Raw genomic sequence first — 22,658 nt, forward strand, 5'->3', positions numbered from 1 at the left:
GTCGACGGACCGGCCAATATGACCGACGACGACCGCCCCATTGATGCCGACAATCCCGCTGATCGAGAGGACGCCCCCATGGGTACCACCGCTGCCGCGACCCAGCCCGACATCGCCTCCAAGCCGGCCCAGCAATGGCTTGCGGACGCCGAACGCACCGACCTGAGCGCACTCGTCGACACCCAGCGCTATCCCCTGCATGACGCCGACGACCCGCGCCTGCAAGCCGAAATCGCGCGGGTTCGCGAAGACCTGGATCGCGAAGGCTGCGCCGTGCTGCGTGGCTTCCTGCGCCCCGACGCCTTGGAGCAGGCCCGCCAGGAAGGGCGTGATCTCTCCGCCAAGAGCTATTACGCCAGCCGCCGCGTCAACGCCTGGTTTACCCGCGATGACGCAACGCTCCCGGAAAGCGACCCGCGTCGCATTTTCATGGAGCGCACCAGCGGCTTCGTAACCCGTGACATGATTCCGGCGGACACGGTGATTCAACAGCTCTACGTGTCGCCGGCAATGAAGCGCCTGGTCGCCGCGTGCCTGGACGAGGAAGAGGTGTTCGAGTACGCCGATCCCTTCGCCGGGCTGGTGCAGAACGTATTGCCACCGGGCACCGAACAGCCCTGGCACTACGACACCAACGAATACATCGTCACGATGATGACCGACATACCGGACAACGGCGGCGAGTTCCAGTACTGCCCCAACATCCGCACGCCAGCGGGCGAGAACTACGACGGCGTCGGTGCGGTGATTCGCGGCGAAGACGAGACCACGCCGCGTACGTTGCTGCTGCGCCCCGGCGACCTGCAACTCTTCAAGGGCCGTTACTCGCTGCACCGGGTGACGCGCGTCGGTGGTGACCGTGAGCGCCACACGGCGATCTTCGCCTATTCGCAGCAGCCGGGCGTCGTGGGCCGGCTGGAACGCACGCGCCAGCTCTACGGACGTGTCTCCGAAGCGCATATCGAGGCGGAAAAGCGCCGAGAAGGGCGCGCCGACGGCCTGCTCGATTGATCGAAACGCCTGGAACGGACTGCGCTCGGTCATGCTGTGTTGGAAGTCGTCTCAAAATGCTCATTTAGGAACCTAAACTCCGCTTTTTCGCCGACTTCCGCCTTGCCTGACCATCGCTCGCCTGCGTTCCAGTGCGCTTCGACCTCTCTCAATAAATCACGCTGATTCAATTTCAATGGATGGACCGACCATGACCAGCTTGTCATCTACACTGCCTTCGCTGCTGGAAGGCACCGATATCCTGGCGCCGACGCACGATCCCGCCGAGTGCGAGCCGACGCCGTCGGAAATCCGGCAGATCCTTCTGGATCGATTGGCCCGCACCCGGGCGGAGCTGAAAAAGCGCGATATCGTCGCCGCCGTGCTGTTCGACCCGACTCACGTGCGCTATGCCACCGGCGCGCGCAACATGCAGGTCTACTCGGCACGCAACCCGGCCCGCTACGCCTTCGTGCCGGCGCAAGGCCCGGTGGTGATGTTCGAATTCTCCGGCTGCAGCCACTTGACCGAAGGCTTACCCGGCATCGACGAGACGCGTCCGGCGACGGCGATCTCCTATTACTTCTGTGAAGATAATCTACAGCAGACCACCCAAGCCTGGGCGAACGAAATCGATGCATTGGTGCGCCAGTGCGGCGGGCAAAAAGGCGACAAGGTGGCCATCGAAAGCGCCACCTCGCACGCGGCCTTTGCGCTGGTCGAACACGGCTGGCAAATCTGCGATGCCCAGATTCCGTTGGAGCGGGCACGCGCGATCAAGGTGCCCAACGAGATCAAGATGGTACGCAGCTCGCTGCGTGCAGTGGAGAACGGCGTACGCAAGCTGGAAACCGCGATTCGTCCCGGCGCCACGGAAAACGAAGTCTGGTCGCAGTTGCACCAGCACATCATCGCCACCGACGCGGACTACGTCGAAACGCGGCTGATGAACTCCGGGCCGCGCACCAACCCCTGGTTTCAGGAATGCTCCAATAGAGCCATGCAGGCCGGTGAATTGGTCGCGCTGGATACCGACGTGGTCGGCCGCTATGGCTACTACGCCGACTTCTCGCGCACCTTCCTGTGCGGCGACGGCGAGGCGACAGCGACCCAGCGCGAGCTCTATCGCATGGCCTTCGACCAGGTGCGCCATAACATGGCACTGATCGCGCCGGGCATGTCGTTCAAGGAATATGCCGAGAAGGCCTGGCAAATCCCCGAGCCCTACAAGGCGCGGCGTTATTTCGCATTGGCCCACGGCGTCGGCATGACCGGCGAGTATCCCTACATCGTTCACCGCGAGGACATCGACGACAAGGGCTACGACGGCATCATGCAGCCGGGCATGACACTCTGCGTGGAGAGCTACATCGGCCACGAGGACGGTGGCGAAGGCGTCAAGCTCGAGGAGCAGCTTTACATCCGCGACGACGGTCAGGTCGAATTGCTTTCCGACTATCCTCTCGATGAGCGGTTGCTGGCCGACTGACACACAAGCCGGCGCCGCCGGACAACCGATGCGTCCATCCGCCACCCAAGGAGCCCCATGAGCCAGACGCTGATTCCGCATATCGACCTGACGCCGCTGCTCGCCGACGACCCGGCACGCGACTCGACGCGCCGTGCCATCGTCGATGCCGCCTGCGACTCCGGGTTCATGACCGTAGGCATCGCCCCGGCGCAACTGGAGCTCGTTGATGGCATTCACGCCCGCTTGCTGCGCTTCTTCGAGCTCGACGCGGCGCACAAGCAGAAACTCGCGCGACACAAGTTCGCACCGGCCAACCGCAATGTCTATCGCGGCTATTTTCCGCCCCAGAACCAAGACCCGACCTGGAAGGAAGGCATCGACCTCGGCCCGGACGTCGCTCACCCCGAGCGAGCGGATACCCAGAGCGGCGACCCGCTGCGCGAGCCCACACCGCAACCGCCGGCATCCGTTCTACCCGGCTGGTCAGTGGATCTCGCCGCCTACTATGAAGCGATGGAAGCGCTCGGCGGCGTGATCGCCGGGGCATTGGCCGAGGGGCTCGGCATACCGCGCGAGACACTTACGCGGCCCTTCGATCACGGCAATTCGACGCTGCGCCTGATCCATTATCCCGAGCGTCCGGCCGAGACCCTGGCCGCCATGCCGGCCGTCGACGGCAGTGGCGATGCGCAGCGCTGGCTGGTCGGCGTGCCGCATTGCGACAACGGCTTCATCACGCTGCTGTGGCAGGACCAGGTCGGTGGGCTGCAAGTACGCACCCCAAACGGCGACTGGGAAGAAGTGCCGCCGCGTGAAAATGCGCTGGTGGTCAACTTCGGGCGCCTGCTGGCGGACTGGTCCGGCGGGCGCATTCAAGCCACGGAGCATCGTATCGTCGGCGGCACTCGCTCGCGGCATTCGATCCCGTTCTTCTTCGAACCAGCGGTGGACGCCGTTATCGAAGCGCCCGACGCAGCCGGCGACGGTGGCTATGTCTACGGCGACCGACTGTGGGAACGCATGCAGGCCTTCGTCGAATTCCAGGGTCTGGAACGCGCGCCTGCCGCCGACACCTGAGGCGGCCTCTCCCCTTTACCGGAAGGCGTCTGGTGAGCGCCCACGGCTATCGATAGGGGCGCGATGCACCGAATAGATATAATATGGAATTTTCGATTTACACAAAAAACGAGGGATAACGTTATGAAAAAGGTTCTATACCCCCTGGCCGTTGCAGCCTTGTTCAGTGCCGCGACAACGGCCCACGCCGAGGACAAGTCACTGGTGATCGGTACCAACAACTGGGCCGAGAACATCGCGGTCGCCAATATGTGGAAGATCATCCTCGAGGATCAGTACGATTACGATATCGAACTCTCGGATGTGGGCAAGAACGCCCTCTACAGCGGCCTGGCCAATGGCGATTTCGATATCTCCCTGGAAATCTGGCTACCCACCACCGATGCGCCCTACCTCGAACCCTATAAAGATCGTGTCGAAGTCAACGATGGCTGGTATGAAGGCACCGGGTTGGGCGTCGTGGTGCCCGACTATGTCGATATCGATACCCTCGACGAGCTCGGCGAACATGCCGACGATTTCGCATACCAAGGCAGCCCCACCATTCTCGGCATCGACTCCGGATCCTCGATTGCCGGCCTGACCGACGAAGCGATCGACGAGTACTCGCTGCCACTCGAACAGGTCAACAGCTCCGGGCCGGCGATGATGGCGGCGCTCGACGACGCCTACAGCCGCGAGGAGCCCATTGCCGTAACGCTATGGAGCCCTCACTGGGCCTTCGCCGAATACGATCTCAAATACCTAGAGGACCCCAAGAACGTTTACGGCGACAACGAAACCATCTACTGGTTCTCGCGCCAGAACTTCACCGATGACGACCCGTGGCTTACCCAGGTGCTCAACGAATGGCACATGGATGACGACAGCCTCGGCACTCTGATGGCCGATATCGAGAAGGCAGGCGACCCCGTCGAGGGCGCGCAGACGTGGATCGATGACAACCAGGACCTCATCGACGAATGGCTCGCCGCCGGCGAGTAATTTCCTGATCCACGACGCCTCGCCCACAACGACAAGTGCCCCGGCATCCAGCATGCCGTGGCACTTTTTTATGCAAGGAATCTTTATGCAAGGCATCCAACGTCGGTTACGACGTGACGATTCCCTGGCGCTTGGCCATGGCCTGTGCAGCGCGCGGCCCCAGCCACAGCGACGGCAACAGCACCAGCGACACGGGGAACGCCGTAATCACGATGAACTGCTGCAGCACGCTGATCTGCCCCGCGCCCATGTACAGCAGAACCGCCGCCATCAACGCCATGGCCACGCCCCAGAACGCGCGCAGCGCCGGCTGGGGATCGTCATGGCCGGCATTGACCACGGAAACCGCATAACTCATGGAGTCACCGGTGGTGGCCACGAAGATCGTGGTCAGCAGCAGAATCGCCAGCGCCATCAGCTTGCCGCCCGGCAGCGCCTGAGCCACCGCCAGCGTCGCGACATCGAACTGGAAGTTTTGGAGCGCCTCGCTCAGGTCGATGGCGCCGCTCATCTGATAGAAAATCCCCGAGCCGCCCAGCAGCGTGAACCACACCGACGTTGCCACGGGGGCAAGCACGGCCACGGCGACGACCATCTGACGGATGGTGCGGCCCCGCGAGATGCGTGCCAAGAAGATCGCCATCAGCGGCGCATAGCCGATGAACCAGGCGAAGAAGAACACCGTCCACCACTTCATCCACCAGTCCGGCGCGGTCTGCGAGGTCATGGTGGCCATCTCGAAGAATGATCCCAGATAGGTACCAAAGCCCTGGAACCAGCTATCGAACAAGAACTGCGTCGGCCCGAAAAGCAGGATCACGGCGCCGATACCCAATGCCAGCATGACATTGCAGCGGCTCAAAAACTGGATGCCCCGGTCAATGCCGGTAATCGCCGAACTCACGTAAACCCCGCCCAGCACGACGAGAATCATCAACTGAGTGCCATAGCCCTCGGCCACGCCGAACAGCGTATGCAGACCGAAGTTCATCTGCGTAGCCAAAAAACCGATGGGGCCCACGGTGCCAGCGACCACCGCGATGACGCAGACGGCGTCCACCACGCCACCTAAGACACCGCGCATACGCGCCTCGCCCAATAGCGGCGCCAACATCGTGCGCGGCTGCAGCGGCAAACCGCGATCATAATGCTGATGCGACAACACGATGGTCGCCAGAGTGCCGAGCACCGCCCAGGCATGAAAGCCCCAGTGCATGAAGCCCTGTGCCAGCGCATTGGGCACGGCTGCCGGCGTGCCCGGCTCACTGGAAAACGCCGGCGGCGTCACCACGAAATGATAGATAGGTTCTCCGGCGGCAAAGAAGACGCCGCCCCCACCCAGCAACGTGCACAGGATGATCGACACCCACTTGAAGGTGCTCATATCCGGCTGTTCGCGATTGCCGATACGCGCGCGACCCGCAGACGACATCGCCACACCCACGGCAATCAGGAAGGTCAGCAACAACAGCAGCTGGAAATAAGCGCCCAGGTTCTTCGCCGTCCAGGTGAACCCCACACCGATCGCTGCGGTCATGGCGTCGGCATCGATCAGTGACAAGACCACAAACAGGATGATGAAGCCGATCGTCAGCCCCATCACCGTCGGGTCGCCAAAACGCGTGCCCGAGCGCGTGGCGCTCGCCTCGTGTTGAGTCATCAATGTCCAGTTCCGGTAGTCGCGTGAGGCGCGCACACTACCGACCTTCGTCGAACACGGCAAATCGAAATTTCAACATCGGGCGCGTCCGGCGCCGTAAAAGCAGGAAAGGACACCGATCATGTGCGATTCACATGGCTCGAAGACAATCAAGCGCTCGACGACGAATGGCTGGAGACCAGCGAGTAAAAGCCTCGAATCAAACGACAAGTGCCCCGGCATCCAGCATGCCGAGGCACTTTTTTATGCAAGGAATCTTTATGCAAGGCATCCAATGTCGTTTACGACGCGATGATTCCCTGGCGCTTGGCCATGGCCTGTGCAGCGCGCGGCCCCAGCCACAGCGAGGGCAGCAGCACCAGCGACACGGGGATCGCGGTGATCACGATAAACTGCTGCAGCACGCTGATCTGGCCCGCGCCCATGTACAGCAAAATCGCCGCCATCAACGCCATGGCCACGCCCCAGAACGCGCGCAGCGCCGGCTGGGGCTCATCATGACCGGCATTGACCACGGAGATCGCGTAGCTCATGGAATCGCCGGTAGTCGCCACGAAGATCGTGGTCAGCACCAGTACCGCGAGTGCCATCAACTTGCCACCCGGTAGCGCCTGAGCCACCGTCAGCGTTGCGACGTCGAACTGGAAGTTTTGGAGCGCTTCGCTCAGGTCGATGGCGCCGCTCATCTGATAGAAGATCCCCGAACCGCCCAGCAGCGTGAACCATACCGAGGTTGCCACGGGAGCGAGCACGGCCACGGCGACGACCATCTGACGGATGGTGCGGCCCCGCGAGATACGCGCCACGAAGATCGCCATCAACGGCGCATAGCCGATGAACCAGGCGAAGAAGAACACCGTCCACCACTTCATCCACCAATCCGGCGCGGTCTGCGAGGTCATGGTGGCCATCTCGAAGAACGATCCTATATAGGTGCCGAAGCCCTGGAACCAGCTATCGAACAGGAACTGCGTCGGCCCAAAGAGCAGAATGACAGCGCCGATCGCCAACGCCAACATGACGTTGAAACGGCTCATCAGTTGGATGCCTCGATCAATGCCGGTGATCGCCGATGTCACATAGATCCCGCCCAGCACGATGAGGATTATCAACTGCGTGCTATAGCCCTCGGCCATGCCGAACAGCGTATGCAAGCCGAAGCTCATCTGCGTGGCCAAAAAGCCGATGGGCCCCACGGTACCGGCGACGACGGCGATGACGCAGACGGCATCCACCACGCCGCCGAAGACGCCACGCATGCGCGCCTCGCCCAATAACGGCGCCAACAGCGTACGCGGTTGCAGCGGCAGGCCGCGATCGTAGTGATGATGCGACAGTACAATGGCCGCCAGAGTGCCGAGCACCGCCCAAGCCAGAAAACCCCAGTGCATGAAGGACTGCGCCAACGCATTGGGAATGGCTGCCGCAGTCTCAGGCTCGCTGGAAAACGCCGGCGGTGTGACCACAAAGTGATAAATCGGTCCCCCGGCAGCAAAGAAGACGCCGCCGCCTGCCAACAGCGTGCACAGAATGATCGACACCCACTTGAAGGTGCCCATGTCCGGGCGTTCGCGATTGCCGATGCGCGCACGTCCCGCAGGCGATGCAGCTACGCCCACGGCGATCAGGAAGGTCAGTAGTAACAATAGCTGGAAATAGGCCCCCAGGGTTTTCGCCGTCCAGGCGAACCCGGCGCCGATCACCGACGTCATCGCGTCGGCATCGATCAGCGAAAGCGCCACGAACAGCACGATGAAGCCAATCGTCAGCCCCATCACCGTCGGGTCGCCAAAACGCGTGCCCGAGCGCGTGGCACTCGTGTTGTCTTGAGTCATCTGTTTCCGGTTCCGATAATCGCGTGAGGGGCGCACCCTACCGACCTTCGTCGAACACGGCAAATCGAAATTTCAACATCGGGCGCGTCCAGCGCCGTAAAAGCAGACAAGGTCGCCGATCATGTGCGATTCGCACCGCTTACGCCATCCGCGTCGCCACGCCGCTCGCGCTCTACTGCGGCCTAATGCTGGATAGCACTAGACAAGCACTGCCGTAGAGCCAAACAGTCGACCGCCTCTCACTAACATGCCAGACTGCCATCTTGATCCCTCACTACTCGCAGAATACCGCTGAATGAAGCTAAAGCGCCTGACACTGGAGAACTTCCGCGCCAAGCCATCACTATCAATGGCGCTGGGGCCACGCCTAACCCTGCTGATGGGCGCCAATGGCAGTGGCAAGACCACCTTGCTGGATGGCATCGCCATTGGACTCGGTGAAATCCTCACCTATCTGCCTGGTGTAGCAGGCATGACGTTCAAGAAACAGGGAGATCTCCATCAGCGAGGTAACCACTTGGCGCCTTATACGCGGATTACCCTGGAGACCTTTCAAGGGCTTGCCTGGGACCGGCTACAGAGGCGCGACAATAGCAAGAAGACGGCCGGAGAGATCCCTCCAGGGCAGGGAGTGAAAGCACTCAAACAGCATCTCGACAGTACCGTAATCAACCCCTGGTCGGCCGATGAATCCTTCGAACTACCGGTATTTGCCTATTACGGCGTCAGTCGCGCCTTGCTGGATCTACCTCTCAGCCGCAAGGGATTTCCCAAGTCCCACGAGCGTTTCGATGCCTTGGCCAATGCGTTGAACGCCGATACACGCTTCAAGTCGGCCTTCATCTGGTTCTACAACAAGGAGAACGAAGAGCATCGGCTGCAGAAGCAGCATAAGAGCTTTGACGTAACACTGTCGGAGCTGGATGCAGTACGCCGTGCCATCATGCGGTTATTCCCTGATCTCTCCGAACCTCATATCGAGCTCAATCCGCTGCGTTTCGCAGTGAAGCAGCAGGGAGAATGGTTGAATATCGCTCAGCTCAGCGATGGCTATCAGACCCTGCTGGGGCTGGTGATCGACCTCAGTTCGCGCATGGCCATGGCCAATCCGCACTTGGATGATCCACTGGCGGCTGAGGCGGTGGTGATGATCGACGAAGTCGATCTACACCTACATCCCGAGTGGCAGCGGCGAGTGGTGGGAGACCTGCTAACCACCTTTCCCAATACCCAGTTCATCGTCACCACCCACAGCCCCTTTATCGTCGAGGCGCTCAACAACCATCTCAAGCGCAGCCAGCTCGACGGCCTCGAGATCACGAATGAAGCCATCCGGGCGCTATTGCCGCTATCGCCGAAAGAGGTGGCTGCTTATCTCATCACGCAGGACGAGGCCCCGTCGCTAATGGATGCCGACCTGGGGCTACTCGATGACAAGCTGCTCAGCCACTTCAATGCCATCAATCACCTCTATGACGAGATGCGAGATATCGAGTGGGAGCATCGCGGGGCATGAACCTAGGCGATTATCAGGACTGCGTGTGTCGGAGGATGGGCAACACTCAGGCGCTGTGCCGCGGAGAACTCACACTAGGTGAACAGGGCAAGCAAGTCCGGCTGACACCCAAGACAGGGGAGCAGGCTGTCGCAGTAGTACTCGATGGCTGCGTATTGTGCGACAACCAACTGAAATGCGATGGCCTCTTCCTCTGGCAGGGCAATCAACGCCAAGCAGCTCTGCTCGTCGAACTAAAGGGTGCCGGTGATATCCCGCACGCTTTCGAACAGCTTGCCTACGTGCAGCAGCAGCGTCCGGAATATCGGGCATTAGTAGAATGCCTGCGTGCAGAAGCTAGCGCTGGTGGCCGCGTGATGGAAAAGGCCGTGGTAATCACCAACGGCATGCTTTCCAAGCCGTATCAGGAACGACTGGAAGATCATTATGGCATCCGGGTGATGGCCGTCTTGCAGTGTGAAGCCTGCTCGCCAATTCCTGAGTTGCGAGACCATCTTTGAACGCACCGCTAGATAATAGCATTAGCCACTATTGGTAAGCGCCATGGTGCTCGCTACTCAGCGGCTACGTCGCCACGCCGCTCGAGCAAACGCTGCATCGCGCCGGAAGGCGCTTCGACCGGCCGGTCGCGGCGGCTGGAGGCGTAGTTCTCATTGAACACCTCGAAGTAGTCGTCGAGGGTCGCCGAGGCTTCAACGTCGCCGCTGATGCGCAACAGCTCGGCGGCGACTTCGGCGGTGCAAAGATGCTCGCTGGAGGCCGCCTTGCGCAGCCGGTAGCGCGTCAGGCGCGATGTCTTGAGCGGCAGCACCGGCAGCGAGGCCAGGTACTCGCTACGCCGGAAGATGCGCCGTGCCTGACGCCAGGTGCCGTCGAGAAGGATGAACACCGGTATGCGCGAGTCGGCCAGCACCTCATCGACGGCCTCGGGGCCGACCACGCGCTCGGCGTAATCCGCCTGATCGTCGGGAAAGACGACGAACGGCGCGAAGCGGTCATCGTCGAGCAGCGCCAACAGCCGCGGGTCGGGCTCGGTGCGATACCAGGTAAAGACCTCGGTCTCGGGCAGGATATGGCCGATCAAGCGACCGGTATTGGTCGGCTTGTAATGCTCGATGGGATGCGTCAGCAGCCAGAAGCGCGCACGGCTCTCGACCGCCACGCGATACGGACACAAGCAGTTGAGTGCCGGTAGCCGGCATTCCGGGCAACGCGAGACGAAGCTACCGCGCGCATTGAACGGCTTGCGCGGCGCATCGGGGTCATAACCGGAGGCCGCCGTGGCTGAATCGGCCGGCGCATCGGGGGATTCATGCATGAGGTATCAGGCTGGGTCGAAAAGGCCGGGCATTCTAGCATGCCCGGCCGGGCTTTCATCCACGCGGCGTCGCGGCGGCAGGCGGCGCGTTCGACACGTGGCGGCGCTTCCAGTAACCCGCCAGCAGCGAGCCGGAGACGTTGTGCCATACCGAGAACAGCGCCCCGGGCAGCGCCGAACTCGCGGTGAAGAACTGATTGGCCAAAGTCACCGCCAGCCCGGAGTTCTGCAGGCCGACCTCGAAGGCAATAGTCCGTGCGGTCCGCGTGTCGAAGCGCAGCGCCCGCGCCAGGCCATAGCCCGCCGCAAGGCCGATGCCGTTATGCGCGATGACCGCCAGCGCCACGATTGGCCCCAGCGTGCTCAAACGCCCGGCATTGAGCGCCACCACGATGGCGATGATCAAGACGATGGCCGCCATGGCCAGCGTGGCCAGGGCCGGTTCCACGCGCTGAATATGCGTTCCCAGCAGGTGATGGATCACCACGCCCAGCACGATGGGCGCGACCACCAACTGAGCGATGCTCAGCAGCATGCCCAGCACCGGCACGTCGATGCTCTGGCCCAGCAACAACAGCGTGATCAACGGCGTGGCGACTACCGAGATCAGCGTCGAGACCATGGTCATCGACACCGAGAGCGCCACGTGCCCGCCGGCCAGCCAGGTCATCACATTGGACGAGGTGCCGCCTGCCGTGGCGCCCACCAGCACCATCCCGATGGTCAGCTCGGGTGAAAGCCCCAGGACCCGCGAGACCAGTAGCGCCGCCAGCGGCATGACCAGAAACTGCAGCACGACGCCAACGGCGATGGGCTTGGGCGACTTCACCACCCGAGCGAAGTCGCCCTTGGTCAGGGTCAGCCCCATGGCGAACATGATGATCACCAGCAGCGCCTTGATATAGCCGGCTAGGCCGGTGAAAAGCTCCGGCACGAGCGCGGCGATGACCGCCAGCAAGATAGCCCAGACGGGAAACAGACGATTGATGCGTTCGAAGATTGGCATGTGCGTGTCCTGGCGTTTGGCAGCGGCGCTTTATGCACCTTTTTGATGTGTACAAGAGGAAGGCGATAGTGTGCCGTAAAAGGTGGCACAGGCGAAGCGCCTCGGCTTCAGGCCCAGTCCGGCACCCACAGGTTGCCCGCTTGCCGCCAGTGTTCCACCAGCGGCGGTATGCCCTGGCTTGCCGGTTGCGCAATGGCGCGAACGCCGCGTGGCGCAAGCGACTCGGCCTGGGGATCGACGAGCAGGCACGGCGCCTCGATGGGCGCTTGATCGAGCAGCATCGCCGCCGGCATCACCGCCAGCGAGGTGCCCACCACCAGCACGAGATCCGCCTCGGCAACGATATCGCACGCCTGAGCGTAACGCGGCACCGGCTCGCCGAACCACACCACGTCCGGGCGCAACTGGCTGCCCTTGTCGCATAAGTCGCCCATGCGGATGCCCTTGCTCCCCACCGGATAGCGCAAGCTGGCATCGGCACTCGAGCGCGCCATGAGGATCTCGCCATGCAGGTGCAATACATCGCGCGACCCGGCCCGCTCATGCAAGTCGTCGATGTTCTGGGTGATGACGCTGACGCGAAACCCGGCCTGCTCGAGTTCGGCCAGCGCGCAATGCGCGGCGTTGGGCGATGCCTGGCGCGTCTGCTCACGGCGCTCGTCGTAGAAGCGCAGCACGCTCTCGGGATCACGTTCGAAGCCCTCGGGCGTGGCGACATCCTCCACGCGGTGGTTCTCCCACAGGCCATCGCCGTCGCGGAACGTCTTGAGGCCGCTCTCGGCGCTGATGCCCGCCCCGGTGAGAACGACGAGATGCGGTGCCTGATGCTCGCTCATGCCTGCCTCCTGACGTGGTTGCGTCGACTTCATCATCGGCTGTACATCCTATCTGGCAACGTCGACAATAGGCGCCCTTCGAGCGAGCCGAAGGCCCCTTCATGACGTCGGAATTGCCCCTACTTTATCAGGATGAGCGCATGGTTGCCGTGCATAAGCCCTCGGGCATGCTCCTCCACCGCAGTGCGATCGCCGCCGATGCGCAGGTATTCGCCCTGCAAACTCTGCGCAATCAGCTAGGGCGCCACGTCTATCCGGTGCACCGGCTCGACCGGCCCACTTCGGGGCTTTTGCTCTTCGCCCTGGACCCGGAAATGGCCAAGGCACTCGGTGAGGAGTTCACCGCGCACCGCGTGCACAAGCGTTACCTGGCGGTGGTGCGCGGCGTCGGCCCGGAGCAAGACGTGCTCGATTACGGCCTGCGCGAGGAAGACGGCAAACGCCCCAAGTCGGAAATGCCCGAGCAGGCCGCTTGGACCGCCGTGCGCCGCCTGGACAGCGTCGAATTGCCGGTGCGCATCGACCGTTATCCCCAGGTGCGCTATTCCTTGATGGAAGCCCAGCCCTGGACCGGCCGGCGGCATCAGATTCGCCGCCATCTTTCGCGGCGCGGCTACCCGATCATCGGTGACGCCAAACATGGCAAGGGCGCCCATAATCGCTTCTTCCGCGATCACCTGGAAAGCCCGCGCCTATTGCTGGCGGCCGTGGGCATGACGCTCTGGCACCCCGAGCGCCAGCGCACGCTACACATCGACGCGCCCCTGGCCGACGACATGCACACGCTGTTCGCGCGCTTCGGCTGGCAGGGCCACGCTACGGCGACACGCGTCGACTGGCACGAGACGCGCCCTGTATCGCTATGGCCCGCCGGTCACGCCCGGTAACGAGGAAAGCTCACATGCACGACGATTACGATTTCCGCTTCGGGGGCATTCGCCGCCTCTACGGCACCCGCGCTGCGGCCTTCTTCCGCCACGCCCATGTGGTGGTCATCGGCGTGGGCGGCGTCGGCAGTTGGGCCGCCGAGGCGCTGGCCCGTTCCGGCATCGGCACCCTGACGTTGATCGATCTCGACGATGTCTGCGTGTCCAACGTCAACCGCCAGTTGCACGCGCTGGACGGTACCATCGGGCGCCCCAAGGTCGAGGTAATGGCCGAGCGTTGCCGCGCCATTCAGCCGGGCATTACGGTGCACGCCGACACCGCCTTCGTGACGCCGACCAATCTCGCCGAGCGCCTGCCTGAGGACGTCGATCATGTTATCGACGCCATCGACAGCGTCATCGCCAAGAGCGCGCTGATCGCCTGGTGCAAGCGCCGCAAGATCAGCCTGACCGTCACCGGCGCGGCGGGCGGCCAGACCGATCCCACGCGGATCCGCGTCGCCGACCTGACGCGTACCGAGCACGACCCGCTGCTGGCCAAGGTACGCGCGCGCCTGCGGCGGGATTTCGGCTTCTCGCGCAATCCCAAGCGGCGCTTCAGCGTCGAATGCGTCTACTCCGACGAGCAGCTCGTCTATCCCGACGCCGAGGGCGAGGTCTGCCAGCAGAAACCCGGCAATGGCGAGTCCACGCGCCTCGACTGCGCCAGCGGCGTCGGCGCGGCGACCTTCGTCACCGGCAGCTTCGGCTTCGTGGCCGCCTCGCGCACGCTCGCGCGCCTCGCCGCCAAAGCCGAGCGCGAACCGGCCGACTCCCCTCTCACGGAGGCCTCCTCATGAGCCACGAGACACGCCCCATCCCCGGCATCTACCGGTCATTACAAGGGCGCCAGCTATGAAGTACTGGGCGTCGCCCACCACAGCGAAACCGAGGAACCGCTGGTGGTCTATCGCGCGCTGTACGGCGACTACGGCCTCTGGGTGCGCCCCTTGACGATGTTCTGCGAGAGCGTCGACGTCGCCGGCGAGCCGGTGCCGCGCTTCGAACTCGAGGTCGCCTTCCGTTGAGCGCGGGGCGCGACTAAACATGGGCCGGCACTGCCCCAAGCGGCCTGCGATGCTATAATGCCGCGCTTCTCGTTTCGCGCGACGCCATGGCGTTGCCACACATCCGAAGGAGAGAACGCATGAGCGCACTGGTTGGTGTCATCATGGGCTCGAAGTCCGACTGGGCGACCCTGTGCCACACCGTCGACACGCTCGAGGCACTGGGCATCGAGCACGAAGTCAAAGTCGTCTCTGCCCACCGCACGCCGGATTTGCTGTTCGACTACGCCGCCGGTGCCGCCGAGCGCGGGCTGGAAGTGATCATCGCCGGGGCCGGCGGTGCTGCGCATCTACCCGGCATGGCCGCCGCCAAGACGCCCCTGCCGGTGCTCGGCGTGCCCGTGCAATCGAGCATGCTCAGCGGTGTCGACTCGCTGCTCTCCATCGTCCAGATGCCCGCCGGCATTCCCACCGGCACGCTGGCCATCGGCCGTGCCGGCGCCATCAACGCGGCCCTGCTCGCCGCCGCCATGCTGGGCAACAAGTACCCGGATATTCGTCAGGCGCTTGAGGCTTATCGCGATGCACAGACACAAAAGGTGCTGGACGCGCCCGATCCGCGTCCCACCGATGACACGCAGGAGGCATGAATGAATATCGGTATCGTAGGCGGCGGCCAACTGGGTCGGATGCTGGCGCAAGCGGGCGCACCGCTGAACATGCGTTTCACCTTTCTCGATCCGTCGCCTCAGCCCTGCGCCGCCATCCACGGCGTCCATCTCTGTGCCGAGTGGGACGACGACGAGGCGCATCAGGCGCTGATCGAGGCCAGCGACGTCATCACCTTCGAGTTCGAGAACATCTCGGCGATGGCCCTGAGCCAGCTCGCTGAACAGCGCCCCGCCTTTCCCCCGGCCAAGGCGCTGGAAACGGCGCGTGAGCGTGGCGCCGAGAAATCGCTGTTCCAGTCGCTGAACATTGCCATCGCGCCCATCGCGCTGGTCGATACCCAAGCCGACCTGGAGCGCGCGGTGGCCGAGATCGGCCTGCCGGCGGTGCTCAAGACGCGCACGCTGGGCTACGACGGCAAGGGCCAGAAGGTGTTGCGCAACGCCGAGGACGTCACCGGTAGCGTCGCCGAGCTGGGCGACGTGCCGCTGATCATGGAAGGCTTCGTCGACTTCGATCACGAAGTCTCGGCCATCGCCGTGCGCGGTCGCGACGGCGAGGTGCGGGTCTGGCCGCTGTCGCGCAACGAGCATCGCCAGGGCATTCTGCATCGCGCCGAGCCGCAGCCCGATCACCCGCTGCAGGCCCAGGCCGCCGATTACGCCACGCGCGTGCTCGAGGCGCTGGATTACGTCGGCGTCATGGCCTTCGAGTTCTTCGTCACCCGCGACGGCGAGCTACTCGCCAACGAGATCGCCCCGCGCGTGCACAACTCCGGGCACTGGAGCATCGAAGGCGCGACGACCAGCCAGTTCGAGAACCATCTGCGCGCCATTTCCGGCTTGCCGCTCGGCGACACCACGCGTCTCGTGCCCTGCGCCATGCTCAACATCATCGGCGCCCTGCCCGATCGCGATGCCGTGCTCAGCGTCGCCGGCGCGCACCTGCACGACTACCACAAGGACCCGCGCCCCGGCCGCAAGATCGGCCATGTCACGGTCCTCGCCCCCGACGCGGCCACGCTGGCCGAACGCACCGCCGCCGTCGAAGCGCTGCTGGTCAACGACCTGGGCTGAAAACGGCCCGAGCTGAAAAAAAGCGCACTAAAACACAAGACGCCGTGGCGATATCATATCGCCACGGCGTCTTGTTTCGTACGCAATCTTTATAGCGCTTTAGACCGATCTATTTAAAGCAGACTATCTAAAGCGCCGCCGCCGAGATCATTCCTCGGCGTGCATCTGCTGCTGCAGGTAATTCTGGATACCCACCTTGTCGATCAGGCCGAGTTCGGTCTCGATCGTATCGATGTGCTCTTCCTCGTCGTTGAGGATACGACGGAACAGATCACGGCTGACGTAATCGCGCACTTCTTCGCAGTAAGCGATGGCGTCGATCAAGTCCTGCCAGCCCGTCTTCTCGATGGCGAGGTCGCACTCGAGCATTTCCTTGGTGTTCTCGCCGATGTGCAGCTTGCCCAGATCCTGCAGGTTGGGAATGCCCTCGAGGAATAGAATGCGCTCGATCAACTCATCGGCATGACGCATCTCTTCGATGGATTCGTCGTATTCCCACTTGCCGAGCTTGGCCAGGCCCCAATCCTTGTACATCTTGGCGTGCAAGAAGTACTGGTTGATCGCCACCAACTCGTTGCCCAGTGCGGTGTTGAGGTACTGAATAACCTTGGCATCACCTTTCATCGTCACGTCTCCCTTGCAGAGTCATTTAGTTGTAAGGCAATGATGACCCGCCAATCGTAACCAGCCACCCCTGCCTTGGGATATAGAGAGTATCGACTATTTCGCCGAAAAAGTCGAATAAAGACAGGATCTTGCCGCGAAAACGCCGCATTTGTGAAGGATTGGAAATAACAGGCGAGAACGATTGCCACTCCGCCTGCGCCAAGCGCCAGATACTAAAACGCCGCTACCCAATGGGATAGCGGCGTTTGGCGATGATGTTCGATATGCAGCGACGCGACGCAGCGGCGCGTGGTTAAGCAATGCAACGGCTAGACGGCGTAGGCAAGATCCGCACTGGGCATCATTTCTTGGGTGATGGCATCACGCGTGATGGCCTTGGCCGTGCAGGCGCAACGGCCACACTGAGTCGCACACTCGGTACGCTCACGCACTTCCCGCCAGCTACGCGCCCCGTCTTCAACGGCCTCGCGAATGGCATTGTCGGTCACGCCTCGGCATATGCACACGTACATTCCATCACCTCGCTGCTCGCTCTGATAGGGAATGTAAATGATTCGCATAAATACTTTCAACCCCCAATCACTCTCTTTTCGCTCGGCGAAGACTCGACTTTGGTGGCATGTCATCGGGAGGCGCAGGTAAGAGGCTGATTTCGAGGCACAATCGGGAAGGTGGGGGGATAACGAAAGTTTAGCTCCGAAATATCATCAATAGCGATCACGGAAGTCTCTCGCCATGTCGGCAATCCAGAGCATCCGCTGCTCGTTCTCGGCCTTTTCGTGAGCATACGGATAAAGCATGGCCAGCAGACAGTATTCATCTTCCTCGATCAGGCCCTGGACATAGACCAGAGATGCATCCCTCTCCGGCTCCTGCCTATTGCACACCATGCGACGCTGCTCAAGGTGGGTGGGGAACCCTGCCCTTGGTGGCATACAGATATGGATATGCCAGATATCCAAGCCTCGCAAGGATGGGGGCCGAGTATACAAATCGAACTTGCCAAAGCGAGGAGGCCGGTAATCGAAGAACGACTCGACACAGGCTTTGAAATCATCCACCAGAGCCTGCTTCAGCCCAGGATGCTGAGCGTCCACTTGGTCGAACAGATATTCGCTTTGCGCATGGAAATGGACGTTGGCCATAACGCCCTTATGAAAAGCGCTTAGTCAGCTCGGTATCGAAACGATCGGCAAGCGCCTTCATCGCGTCGCCACTGGCGGCGCCCGCAACCACTTTGGGCTTGTTGGTAGTCTGCTTGGCTAGAAGGGTCGCACTGGATGCAGCGGAACGCGCTTTCGCGGTATTCCGTTGGAGATCCATGATGCCCATTTCTGTTGCCTCATCGCGCCCCACTATCGCAATGGTACGCCTGAGCATAGTTTCTTGGGCACGCAAAGCATCCACTAGGCCTTGGTAGGCCTCTGGGTCGACCACGGCATCATCGGGCATCTGAGAGAGGCGAACGCACTCGTTCTGGAATATCTGGGCCAGGTGGCGAGCACGACGGTTGGCGCGCACAATTTCGCTAAGAATGTATGCCCGCTCAGCGCGGCGGCTTTCTTGCTTCTGGGCTGACGGCACCTGATGAACCGAGTAGTGGACAACCTCAGTAGATGCCACGCCAACACCCGACGACAGCGCGCCGAACATGCTGATCGCAAAGCCGATTGACGATTTGAGGTTCACGGTATTCATCACAGATGCCTCCGCAAAAGCCTGACAAGGCACTTCTTGCATCAGACTAGCACGCTAGGAGAGTGTTGCATTTTTGCCCAAACGGCAAGGGAAACGAAGCTTACTCCAGCGATCAGCACTGTGCAAGGTAGCTTTAGTGTGCTAAACGCTGCGCACCATGCTTGGCGCAATTGAGGAAGGTGATGGAAAATCTAGGCGCCCCCCTTCGAACCATGCGTCATAGAGCCGTGTTCATGCGTTTTCCATAGGATAACGTACCTACGCTGGTACCAGCTCATCAGCGATTTTTTCCAGCATGAACGTTTCGCGTTGGATCGATTGCCCCATGGTGCCCTCCTGACGCGCCATGACCTGGCGATTATGGTCCACCGCTTCCGACACCGGCATCCAGATCGGCTTCATTCCATTGGCCACTTCGTAGCTTTCCATCCGCGCATCGGCCAGCTTGAGGGCCACATCACACATGAAGAAATGAGACGTCATATGCATCAGGTCGAATTGAGGCTTCCAATACGGACGGTATTCCTCGATAAAGCCGTAATGCTCCTTGACCTGGACATCGCGTGCGCCGGTCTCCTCTTCCAGCTCACGCTTGAGGGCCACAACAATATCTTCGCCCTCATCAATACCCCCGCCGGGCAGGCTGAAATCGTTGTAGCGCTCAGTGAATAGCAGCAGAATCCGATCATCCCGCAGGACAATCCCTCGGGCTGCATGGCGTCGAAAGACCCGCCCGTTGCGGGAAGACAGTTCAGGGTGGATCAGTTCCTTCAGAAGCTTCATGGTAGGCGTCCGGCAATCGGGGTACAAAAGAGCCACGATTCTACCGACACAACGGACTATGCACGAGTCCAGGACCCGATATCGGAGCGCGCCAGGATTCCCGATCCTGCCGAAGCGTGATGTCAGCGGTTTTTCTACAACCTCAACGCCGAAAATCAGCGGCGCGGTATAATTTAAACTCAGAATCAAAAGGGTCAATCACGGATGACAGCTAACAAACAACCCAACAGCGTCGATGTCAAACCTTCGCTAATGCAACGAGTAGCTTCACGACTGTTGCGCATGGCGGGCTGGAATATTCACCCTTTTCCTGACACTCCAAAAGCCGTGGTCGCCGCCGGGCCGCACACGTCGAATTGGGACGGTGTTCTGGGGCTAGCTTGTGGCATTGCGCTAGGACTTGATGCCCGCTTCATGATCAAGCATACCCTGTTCAAAGGCCCCTTCGGTTGGCTTTTGCGTAAACTTGGGGCCATTCCGGTGGATCGTACGCAAGCCGGCGGTGTCGTCGAACAAGCCGTTGAGCAGTTCAAAACCGATGATCATATGGCCATTGTGGTGACCCCGGAGGGAACACGGAAGAGCGCCAAGAAGTGGAAAACCGGTTTTCACCACATTGCACGACAAGCCGGCGTACCGATCGTTCTGGCAGTGGCCGATTATGGTAAAAAGCAGCTCACTTTCCCTATCATCCTGCAGCCTACCGAAGATATCGAAGCAGACATGCAGAAGCTTTACGAAGGCTTTTCCGAGGCAACACCTCGCCGACCCGAGAGGCTTTCTGAGCCAGTAAAAATACTGTGGAACGCCAAAAACCATAGGGACCAAAAGCCATAAAACTCAAAGCCACCTTGGCATGGCGACTAACGAAGCTCGCCAGCGTGGCGTTCTGATCGTGGTTGAAGGCGTGAAGCGGGGCATGACGACCACTACTCATCTGTTTACCCGATCCTACCGAAACGTCGCCATCAGTAGGTGTTCTACAGACTCAACGTTTGGCACACGTGCCGGTTTGGAGCCGCAGCGTGGCGGAAAAGCGGTCACCGTGCTGCCACTGGTTATGCAAGACCATCGTCAATCTAATAGTCCGGGAGGATTCTCCAGTTATCCTCAAATTCAGCAACGTCCTTGATGTTGAGAATCGCCTGCGGAGAAGCCCCGCCTCCCGGACGGCGATAGTCGTGCCTCTCCATAAAAGCCGAGTACCGGGCAACCATCTTCTGTTGTATGTCGCGTTCTGTGCATATGAAAAATCTTGCGCCGCTGATTCCCAAATCGCCCAGCCGCACCAAAATCCAGACCAAATTCGGATGTTTAAGCGGTTTGAGTGAACCAATTGTTTGGCGATTTTCTTCATCGATACTGTGGTCGCACCATTTATCGATCGAGGACTGAACCAACGCACCCTTGGTACTCGCTTTAACCTGAACAGGAAATGACTTGAGAGATTCAGAGTGAACCGCAGTAACATCAAATCCCGGCACGTTTCCAGAGTAAGGAGAAGCATAATAGCCAAGTGTTCCCAGTACTGCCGACACTAGATGCTCCCCAACCTGTCCCGTTAATTTATTCGATACACCCGATGCCATACTCTCAAATATTCCTTAGCGCATAACGCTTGCAGCATGCGCGCCCATGGAATGGAGCCGAAGGCGCAATGTAGTGGGCGTCGCCGTGCCTGAACTGGTTATGCAGTCGGGAGTCTTCCGCCATTTTCATCAGCTGTCTCCAAAAGCTCTTTAATCCTAATGATTTCGGCAACGATAGGGTCCATTTCATGGTCACTATCGAGAAGGCGAAAAATGCCAACATCTGTGAAAAAAGCACGAAATAGATGACCCGGAACACCATCATCGCTTGGTTTCGGCCCCACATACTCAGGGATGACAATACCTACGATACCGTCTGACAGGTAGCGATCTAGCCGTTCATCAAAATGTTCAATGGCATTCCTGAGGTCACGAGAAAAAAGAGGGTTGCTCTCATCAATATTGAGGGACTCACGTAGGTGAACGCCACGCTCTGCATGCCCTTTCCGAACTGGCCAGAAATAGCGTGATAATGCTGCTCCATGGACAATAATATTCTGTAAATCATTGAGAATGTTATGTGTCAGGACCCGATCGAGCCCCTCTTCCATCGCGGCCTCTGGCAGAGTTTCAAAAGCATGAGAAATCCGTGCAATCGACCGAAAGGCGGACTGGGCATTAAATAACATCCCGTTGATATAAAACGCCTCATAAGGTGGCCAGATTCGGCCGTCCACCATTGCCATTAGGGTCTCCTTACTGCATAACGCAAAGCTAAGCGGCGGCCCGTCAGGGGCGTCCGGTGGACGGCCGTCAGGCCGGGAACATACTTGAGCAATTTGTTACACATTGACTGAGTACTTGAGATCACGCGCCTCGTCTCCGGTCATGCCCCGAAATCCCCAGCAGTGGGCTGGCTGCTCCTTGATCGTCACTTCTATGTCTACAGGTGAAATGCCAACATCAGACTCTATTTTGCTGAATAACTCCTTAATCAGAGCCTTTTGGGTATCCGGCGTGCGACCCTGCATCATGTTGATTTCAATGGCCGTGTAAGCGGGCGTTCTACCACCGGGGTAATAAAAGTCTTCGGCATCCATTGGGATGAACCGATGAGCCCGCTTGTCTTCTGGCATGCCCAAAACTGACTGCATACACCCGTGAATGACCTCAGAAAGCTGAGCCTTGACCGGGTTAAGATGTTCCTTGATTCCATAGATGACTATCACAATGCCTCCTGCGATGTGTAACGCCGTGCACACCGGCGCGAGCTTGCGAGCGTCCGACAGCCGAAGGCTGTGTAGTGCTGCACTTGGTTATGCATTTTTGTCCCAGATTAGTTTTTTGATGAACATAGCTATGTAAGTCACGCTAAACAGCCAGAACGCAAGCTTAACTAACACGACGAAAATAAACCACGTAGGCATTGTATCGAAATATACCGTATCTGTAGTTCGTATATTCGGTACTGCAGAGCTAACCGCCGCTTCAAATAGATGAAACGCCAAAAAGAACGCGAGGAAGACAAAGAACCCAAAATAGAGCCAGCCCTGCTTTTGGGGCCGCATTAGGCTCTCAAGAACATCACCTAACACGGAAAAGCTGGGTTCGCGCAGTTCCCCAACGACTTTCTTCATTCTTTGCCGCTTT

Annotated in this window: 25 protein-coding genes and 1 pseudogene; 12 read left to right on the forward strand and 14 right to left on the reverse strand. The window is 60.4% G+C overall.

Annotated elements, in window-relative coordinates; genetic code table 11:
- The first annotated feature begins 18 nt into the window (after positions 1-18).
- The 4 genes from L1073_RS13780 to L1073_RS13795 all read left to right on the forward strand — a co-directional run bounded on the left by L1073_RS13780 (position 19) and on the right by L1073_RS13795 (position 4,522).
- Positions 19-1,011: a HalD/BesD family halogenase gene (locus tag L1073_RS13780; protein WP_425531589.1), complete on the forward strand. Its 993-nt coding sequence runs from the start codon at positions 19-21 to the stop codon at positions 1,009-1,011.
- 190 nt (positions 1,012-1,201) lie between these two features.
- Positions 1,202-2,479, forward strand: a complete 1,278-nt coding sequence (locus tag L1073_RS13785) for a M24 family metallopeptidase (RefSeq protein WP_246900163.1) — start codon at positions 1,202-1,204, stop codon at positions 2,477-2,479.
- Positions 2,480-2,536: 57 nt separating this feature from the next.
- The gene (locus tag L1073_RS13790) at positions 2,537-3,538 is read left to right on the forward strand and encodes an isopenicillin N synthase family dioxygenase (protein WP_246900164.1); all 1,002 of its coding nucleotides are present in this window, start codon (positions 2,537-2,539) and stop codon (positions 3,536-3,538) included.
- Positions 3,539-3,661: 123 nt separating this feature from the next.
- A complete protein-coding gene (locus L1073_RS13795) occupies positions 3,662-4,522 on the forward strand; it encodes a glycine betaine ABC transporter substrate-binding protein (RefSeq protein WP_246900166.1) in 861 nt (286 codons plus the stop codon).
- A 106-nt stretch (positions 4,523-4,628) separates the two neighbouring features.
- Here L1073_RS13795 and L1073_RS13800 read toward each other — a convergent pair whose 3' ends face one another.
- Together L1073_RS13800 and L1073_RS13805 are read right to left on the reverse strand one after the other, a co-directional pair.
- Complete coding sequence (locus tag L1073_RS13800) at positions 4,629-6,182, reverse strand: BCCT family transporter (protein ID WP_246900168.1); 1,554 nt, start codon at positions 6,180-6,182, stop codon at positions 4,629-4,631.
- 281 nt (positions 6,183-6,463) lie between these two features.
- On the reverse strand, positions 6,464-8,017 hold the full coding sequence (locus L1073_RS13805; RefSeq protein WP_246900169.1) for a BCCT family transporter: 1,554 nt from the start codon (positions 8,015-8,017) through the stop codon (positions 6,464-6,466).
- 295 nt (positions 8,018-8,312) lie between these two features.
- Between L1073_RS13805 and L1073_RS13810 the strand changes: the two genes are divergently transcribed.
- The gene (locus tag L1073_RS13810) at positions 8,313-9,533 is read left to right on the forward strand and encodes an AAA family ATPase (RefSeq protein ID WP_246900170.1); all 1,221 of its coding nucleotides are present in this window, start codon (positions 8,313-8,315) and stop codon (positions 9,531-9,533) included.
- Positions 9,530-10,033 (forward strand): hypothetical protein, encoded by a 504-nt coding sequence (locus L1073_RS13815; protein ID WP_246900172.1) that lies wholly within the window; start codon positions 9,530-9,532, stop codon positions 10,031-10,033. The genes L1073_RS13810 and L1073_RS13815 overlap by 4 nt, the downstream gene beginning before the upstream one ends.
- A 53-nt stretch (positions 10,034-10,086) precedes the next feature.
- Here the strand turns inward: L1073_RS13815 and L1073_RS13820 are convergent, their stop codons facing one another.
- The 3 genes from L1073_RS13820 to L1073_RS13830 all read right to left on the reverse strand — a co-directional run bounded on the left by L1073_RS13820 (position 10,087) and on the right by L1073_RS13830 (position 12,693).
- Entirely contained in the window at positions 10,087-10,851 is a 765-nt protein-coding gene (locus L1073_RS13820) for a tRNA-uridine aminocarboxypropyltransferase (protein WP_246900173.1), read from the reverse strand.
- A gap of 55 nt (positions 10,852-10,906) precedes the next feature.
- Positions 10,907-11,857 (reverse strand): bile acid:sodium symporter family protein, encoded by a 951-nt coding sequence (locus L1073_RS13825; protein ID WP_281506096.1) that lies wholly within the window; start codon positions 11,855-11,857, stop codon positions 10,907-10,909.
- A gap of 107 nt (positions 11,858-11,964) precedes the next feature.
- Positions 11,965-12,693: an SIR2 family NAD-dependent protein deacylase gene (locus L1073_RS13830; protein ID WP_246900174.1), complete on the reverse strand. Its 729-nt coding sequence runs from the start codon at positions 12,691-12,693 to the stop codon at positions 11,965-11,967.
- A gap of 101 nt (positions 12,694-12,794) precedes the next feature.
- On the opposite strand from L1073_RS13830, the gene L1073_RS13835 reads away from it, so the two are divergent.
- The 5 genes and pseudogenes from L1073_RS13835 (at position 12,795) to L1073_RS13855 (ending at position 16,371) form a co-directional block, all read left to right on the forward strand.
- Positions 12,795-13,580, forward strand: coding sequence for a pseudouridine synthase (locus tag L1073_RS13835; protein ID WP_246900176.1), 786 nt, complete (start codon positions 12,795-12,797; stop codon positions 13,578-13,580).
- 14 nt (positions 13,581-13,594) lie between these two features.
- Positions 13,595-14,419 carry a tRNA cyclic N6-threonylcarbamoyladenosine(37) synthase TcdA gene (gene tcdA, locus L1073_RS13840; protein WP_246900178.1) on the forward strand — a complete coding sequence of 275 codons (825 nt, stop codon included), beginning with the start codon at positions 13,595-13,597 and terminating at the stop codon, positions 14,417-14,419.
- Positions 14,416-14,647, forward strand: a pseudogene (locus L1073_RS13845) (DUF1653 domain-containing protein). Before tcdA ends, L1073_RS13845 begins: the two are co-directional and overlap by 4 nt.
- Positions 14,648-14,766: 119 nt before the next feature.
- On the forward strand, positions 14,767-15,276 hold the full coding sequence (purE, locus tag L1073_RS13850; RefSeq protein WP_246900179.1) for a 5-(carboxyamino)imidazole ribonucleotide mutase: 510 nt from the start codon (positions 14,767-14,769) through the stop codon (positions 15,274-15,276).
- Positions 15,277-16,371, forward strand: a complete 1,095-nt coding sequence (locus tag L1073_RS13855) for a 5-(carboxyamino)imidazole ribonucleotide synthase (RefSeq protein ID WP_246900181.1) — start codon at positions 15,277-15,279, stop codon at positions 16,369-16,371.
- Positions 16,372-16,518: 147 nt separating this feature from the next.
- Here L1073_RS13855 and bfr read toward each other — a convergent pair whose 3' ends face one another.
- The 5 genes from bfr to L1073_RS13880 all read right to left on the reverse strand — a co-directional run bounded on the left by bfr (position 16,519) and on the right by L1073_RS13880 (position 19,479).
- Positions 16,519-16,995: a bacterioferritin gene (gene bfr / locus L1073_RS13860; protein ID WP_246900182.1), complete on the reverse strand. Its 477-nt coding sequence runs from the start codon at positions 16,993-16,995 to the stop codon at positions 16,519-16,521.
- Positions 16,996-17,306: 311 nt separating this feature from the next.
- The gene (locus L1073_RS13865; RefSeq protein WP_040243348.1) at positions 17,307-17,510 is read right to left on the reverse strand and encodes a (2Fe-2S)-binding protein; all 204 of its coding nucleotides are present in this window, start codon (positions 17,508-17,510) and stop codon (positions 17,307-17,309) included.
- A gap of 195 nt (positions 17,511-17,705) precedes the next feature.
- A complete protein-coding gene (locus tag L1073_RS13870; protein WP_246900184.1) occupies positions 17,706-18,143 on the reverse strand; it encodes a type II toxin-antitoxin system YafO family toxin in 438 nt (145 codons plus the stop codon).
- 7 nt (positions 18,144-18,150) lie between these two features.
- A complete protein-coding gene (locus tag L1073_RS13875; RefSeq protein ID WP_246900185.1) occupies positions 18,151-18,696 on the reverse strand; it encodes a hypothetical protein in 546 nt (181 codons plus the stop codon).
- A 258-nt stretch (positions 18,697-18,954) separates the two neighbouring features.
- Positions 18,955-19,479, reverse strand: coding sequence for an NUDIX domain-containing protein (locus L1073_RS13880; protein WP_246900187.1), 525 nt, complete (start codon positions 19,477-19,479; stop codon positions 18,955-18,957).
- A gap of 204 nt (positions 19,480-19,683) precedes the next feature.
- Between L1073_RS13880 and L1073_RS13885 the strand changes: the two genes are divergently transcribed.
- Positions 19,684-20,316: a lysophospholipid acyltransferase family protein gene (locus L1073_RS13885; protein WP_246900189.1), complete on the forward strand. Its 633-nt coding sequence runs from the start codon at positions 19,684-19,686 to the stop codon at positions 20,314-20,316.
- A gap of 242 nt (positions 20,317-20,558) precedes the next feature.
- Here L1073_RS13885 and L1073_RS13890 read toward each other — a convergent pair whose 3' ends face one another.
- From L1073_RS13890 to L1073_RS13905, 4 genes are all read right to left on the reverse strand, one after another.
- On the reverse strand, positions 20,559-21,068 hold the full coding sequence (locus L1073_RS13890) for a hypothetical protein (protein WP_246900190.1): 510 nt from the start codon (positions 21,066-21,068) through the stop codon (positions 20,559-20,561).
- A 98-nt stretch (positions 21,069-21,166) separates the two neighbouring features.
- Positions 21,167-21,754, reverse strand: coding sequence for a hypothetical protein (locus L1073_RS13895; RefSeq protein ID WP_246900191.1), 588 nt, complete (start codon positions 21,752-21,754; stop codon positions 21,167-21,169).
- Between the two features lie 96 nt (positions 21,755-21,850).
- On the reverse strand, positions 21,851-22,237 hold the full coding sequence (locus tag L1073_RS13900) for a tautomerase family protein (protein ID WP_246900193.1): 387 nt from the start codon (positions 22,235-22,237) through the stop codon (positions 21,851-21,853).
- 87 nt (positions 22,238-22,324) lie between these two features.
- Positions 22,325-22,658: hypothetical protein (locus tag L1073_RS13905; RefSeq protein ID WP_246900194.1), on the reverse strand; the 334-nt coding region annotated here is incomplete at its 5' end.

This window comes from Chromohalobacter nigrandesensis, from assembly GCF_023061285.1.
GTDB classification, from domain to species: domain Bacteria; phylum Pseudomonadota; class Gammaproteobacteria; order Pseudomonadales; family Halomonadaceae; genus Chromohalobacter; species Chromohalobacter nigrandesensis.

Excerpts from the sequence above, each read along its gene's own strand:
- L1073_RS13820 (WP_246900173.1), bottom strand. The coding sequence starts at position 10,851 with ATGCATGAATCCCCCGATGCGCCGGCCGATTCAGCCACGGCGGCCTCC.
- L1073_RS13865 (WP_040243348.1), bottom strand. The coding sequence starts at position 17,510 with ATGTACGTGTGCATATGCCGAGGCGTGACCGACAATGCCATTCGCGAG.
- L1073_RS13870 (WP_246900184.1), bottom strand. The coding sequence starts at position 18,143 with ATGGCCAACGTCCATTTCCATGCGCAAAGCGAATATCTGTTCGACCAA.
- L1073_RS13780 (WP_425531589.1), top strand. The coding sequence starts at position 19 with ATGACCGACGACGACCGCCCCATTGATGCCGACAATCCCGCTGATCGA.
- L1073_RS13795 (WP_246900166.1), top strand. The coding sequence starts at position 3,662 with ATGAAAAAGGTTCTATACCCCCTGGCCGTTGCAGCCTTGTTCAGTGCC.
- L1073_RS13885 (WP_246900189.1), top strand. The coding sequence starts at position 19,684 with ATGACAGCTAACAAACAACCCAACAGCGTCGATGTCAAACCTTCGCTA.
- L1073_RS13790 (WP_246900164.1), top strand. The coding sequence starts at position 2,537 with ATGAGCCAGACGCTGATTCCGCATATCGACCTGACGCCGCTGCTCGCC.
- L1073_RS13830 (WP_246900174.1), bottom strand. The coding sequence starts at position 12,693 with ATGAGCGAGCATCAGGCACCGCATCTCGTCGTTCTCACCGGGGCGGGC.
- purE (WP_246900179.1), top strand. The coding sequence starts at position 14,767 with ATGAGCGCACTGGTTGGTGTCATCATGGGCTCGAAGTCCGACTGGGCG.
- L1073_RS13785 (WP_246900163.1), top strand. The coding sequence starts at position 1,202 with ATGACCAGCTTGTCATCTACACTGCCTTCGCTGCTGGAAGGCACCGAT.
- L1073_RS13875 (WP_246900185.1), bottom strand. The coding sequence starts at position 18,696 with ATGAATACCGTGAACCTCAAATCGTCAATCGGCTTTGCGATCAGCATG.
- L1073_RS13815 (WP_246900172.1), top strand. The coding sequence starts at position 9,530 with ATGAACCTAGGCGATTATCAGGACTGCGTGTGTCGGAGGATGGGCAAC.
- tcdA (WP_246900178.1), top strand. The coding sequence starts at position 13,595 with ATGCACGACGATTACGATTTCCGCTTCGGGGGCATTCGCCGCCTCTAC.
- L1073_RS13805 (WP_246900169.1), bottom strand. The coding sequence starts at position 8,017 with ATGACTCAAGACAACACGAGTGCCACGCGCTCGGGCACGCGTTTTGGC.
- L1073_RS13880 (WP_246900187.1), bottom strand. The coding sequence starts at position 19,479 with ATGAAGCTTCTGAAGGAACTGATCCACCCTGAACTGTCTTCCCGCAAC.
- L1073_RS13855 (WP_246900181.1), top strand. The coding sequence starts at position 15,277 with ATGAATATCGGTATCGTAGGCGGCGGCCAACTGGGTCGGATGCTGGCG.
- L1073_RS13835 (WP_246900176.1), top strand. The coding sequence starts at position 12,795 with ATGACGTCGGAATTGCCCCTACTTTATCAGGATGAGCGCATGGTTGCC.
- L1073_RS13800 (WP_246900168.1), bottom strand. The coding sequence starts at position 6,182 with ATGACTCAACACGAGGCGAGCGCCACGCGCTCGGGCACGCGTTTTGGC.
- L1073_RS13895 (WP_246900191.1), bottom strand. The coding sequence starts at position 21,754 with ATGGCAATGGTGGACGGCCGAATCTGGCCACCTTATGAGGCGTTTTAT.
- L1073_RS13825 (WP_281506096.1), bottom strand. The coding sequence starts at position 11,857 with ATGCCAATCTTCGAACGCATCAATCGTCTGTTTCCCGTCTGGGCTATC.
- L1073_RS13890 (WP_246900190.1), bottom strand. The coding sequence starts at position 21,068 with ATGGCATCGGGTGTATCGAATAAATTAACGGGACAGGTTGGGGAGCAT.
- L1073_RS13810 (WP_246900170.1), top strand. The coding sequence starts at position 8,313 with ATGAAGCTAAAGCGCCTGACACTGGAGAACTTCCGCGCCAAGCCATCA.
- bfr (WP_246900182.1), bottom strand. The coding sequence starts at position 16,995 with ATGAAAGGTGATGCCAAGGTTATTCAGTACCTCAACACCGCACTGGGC.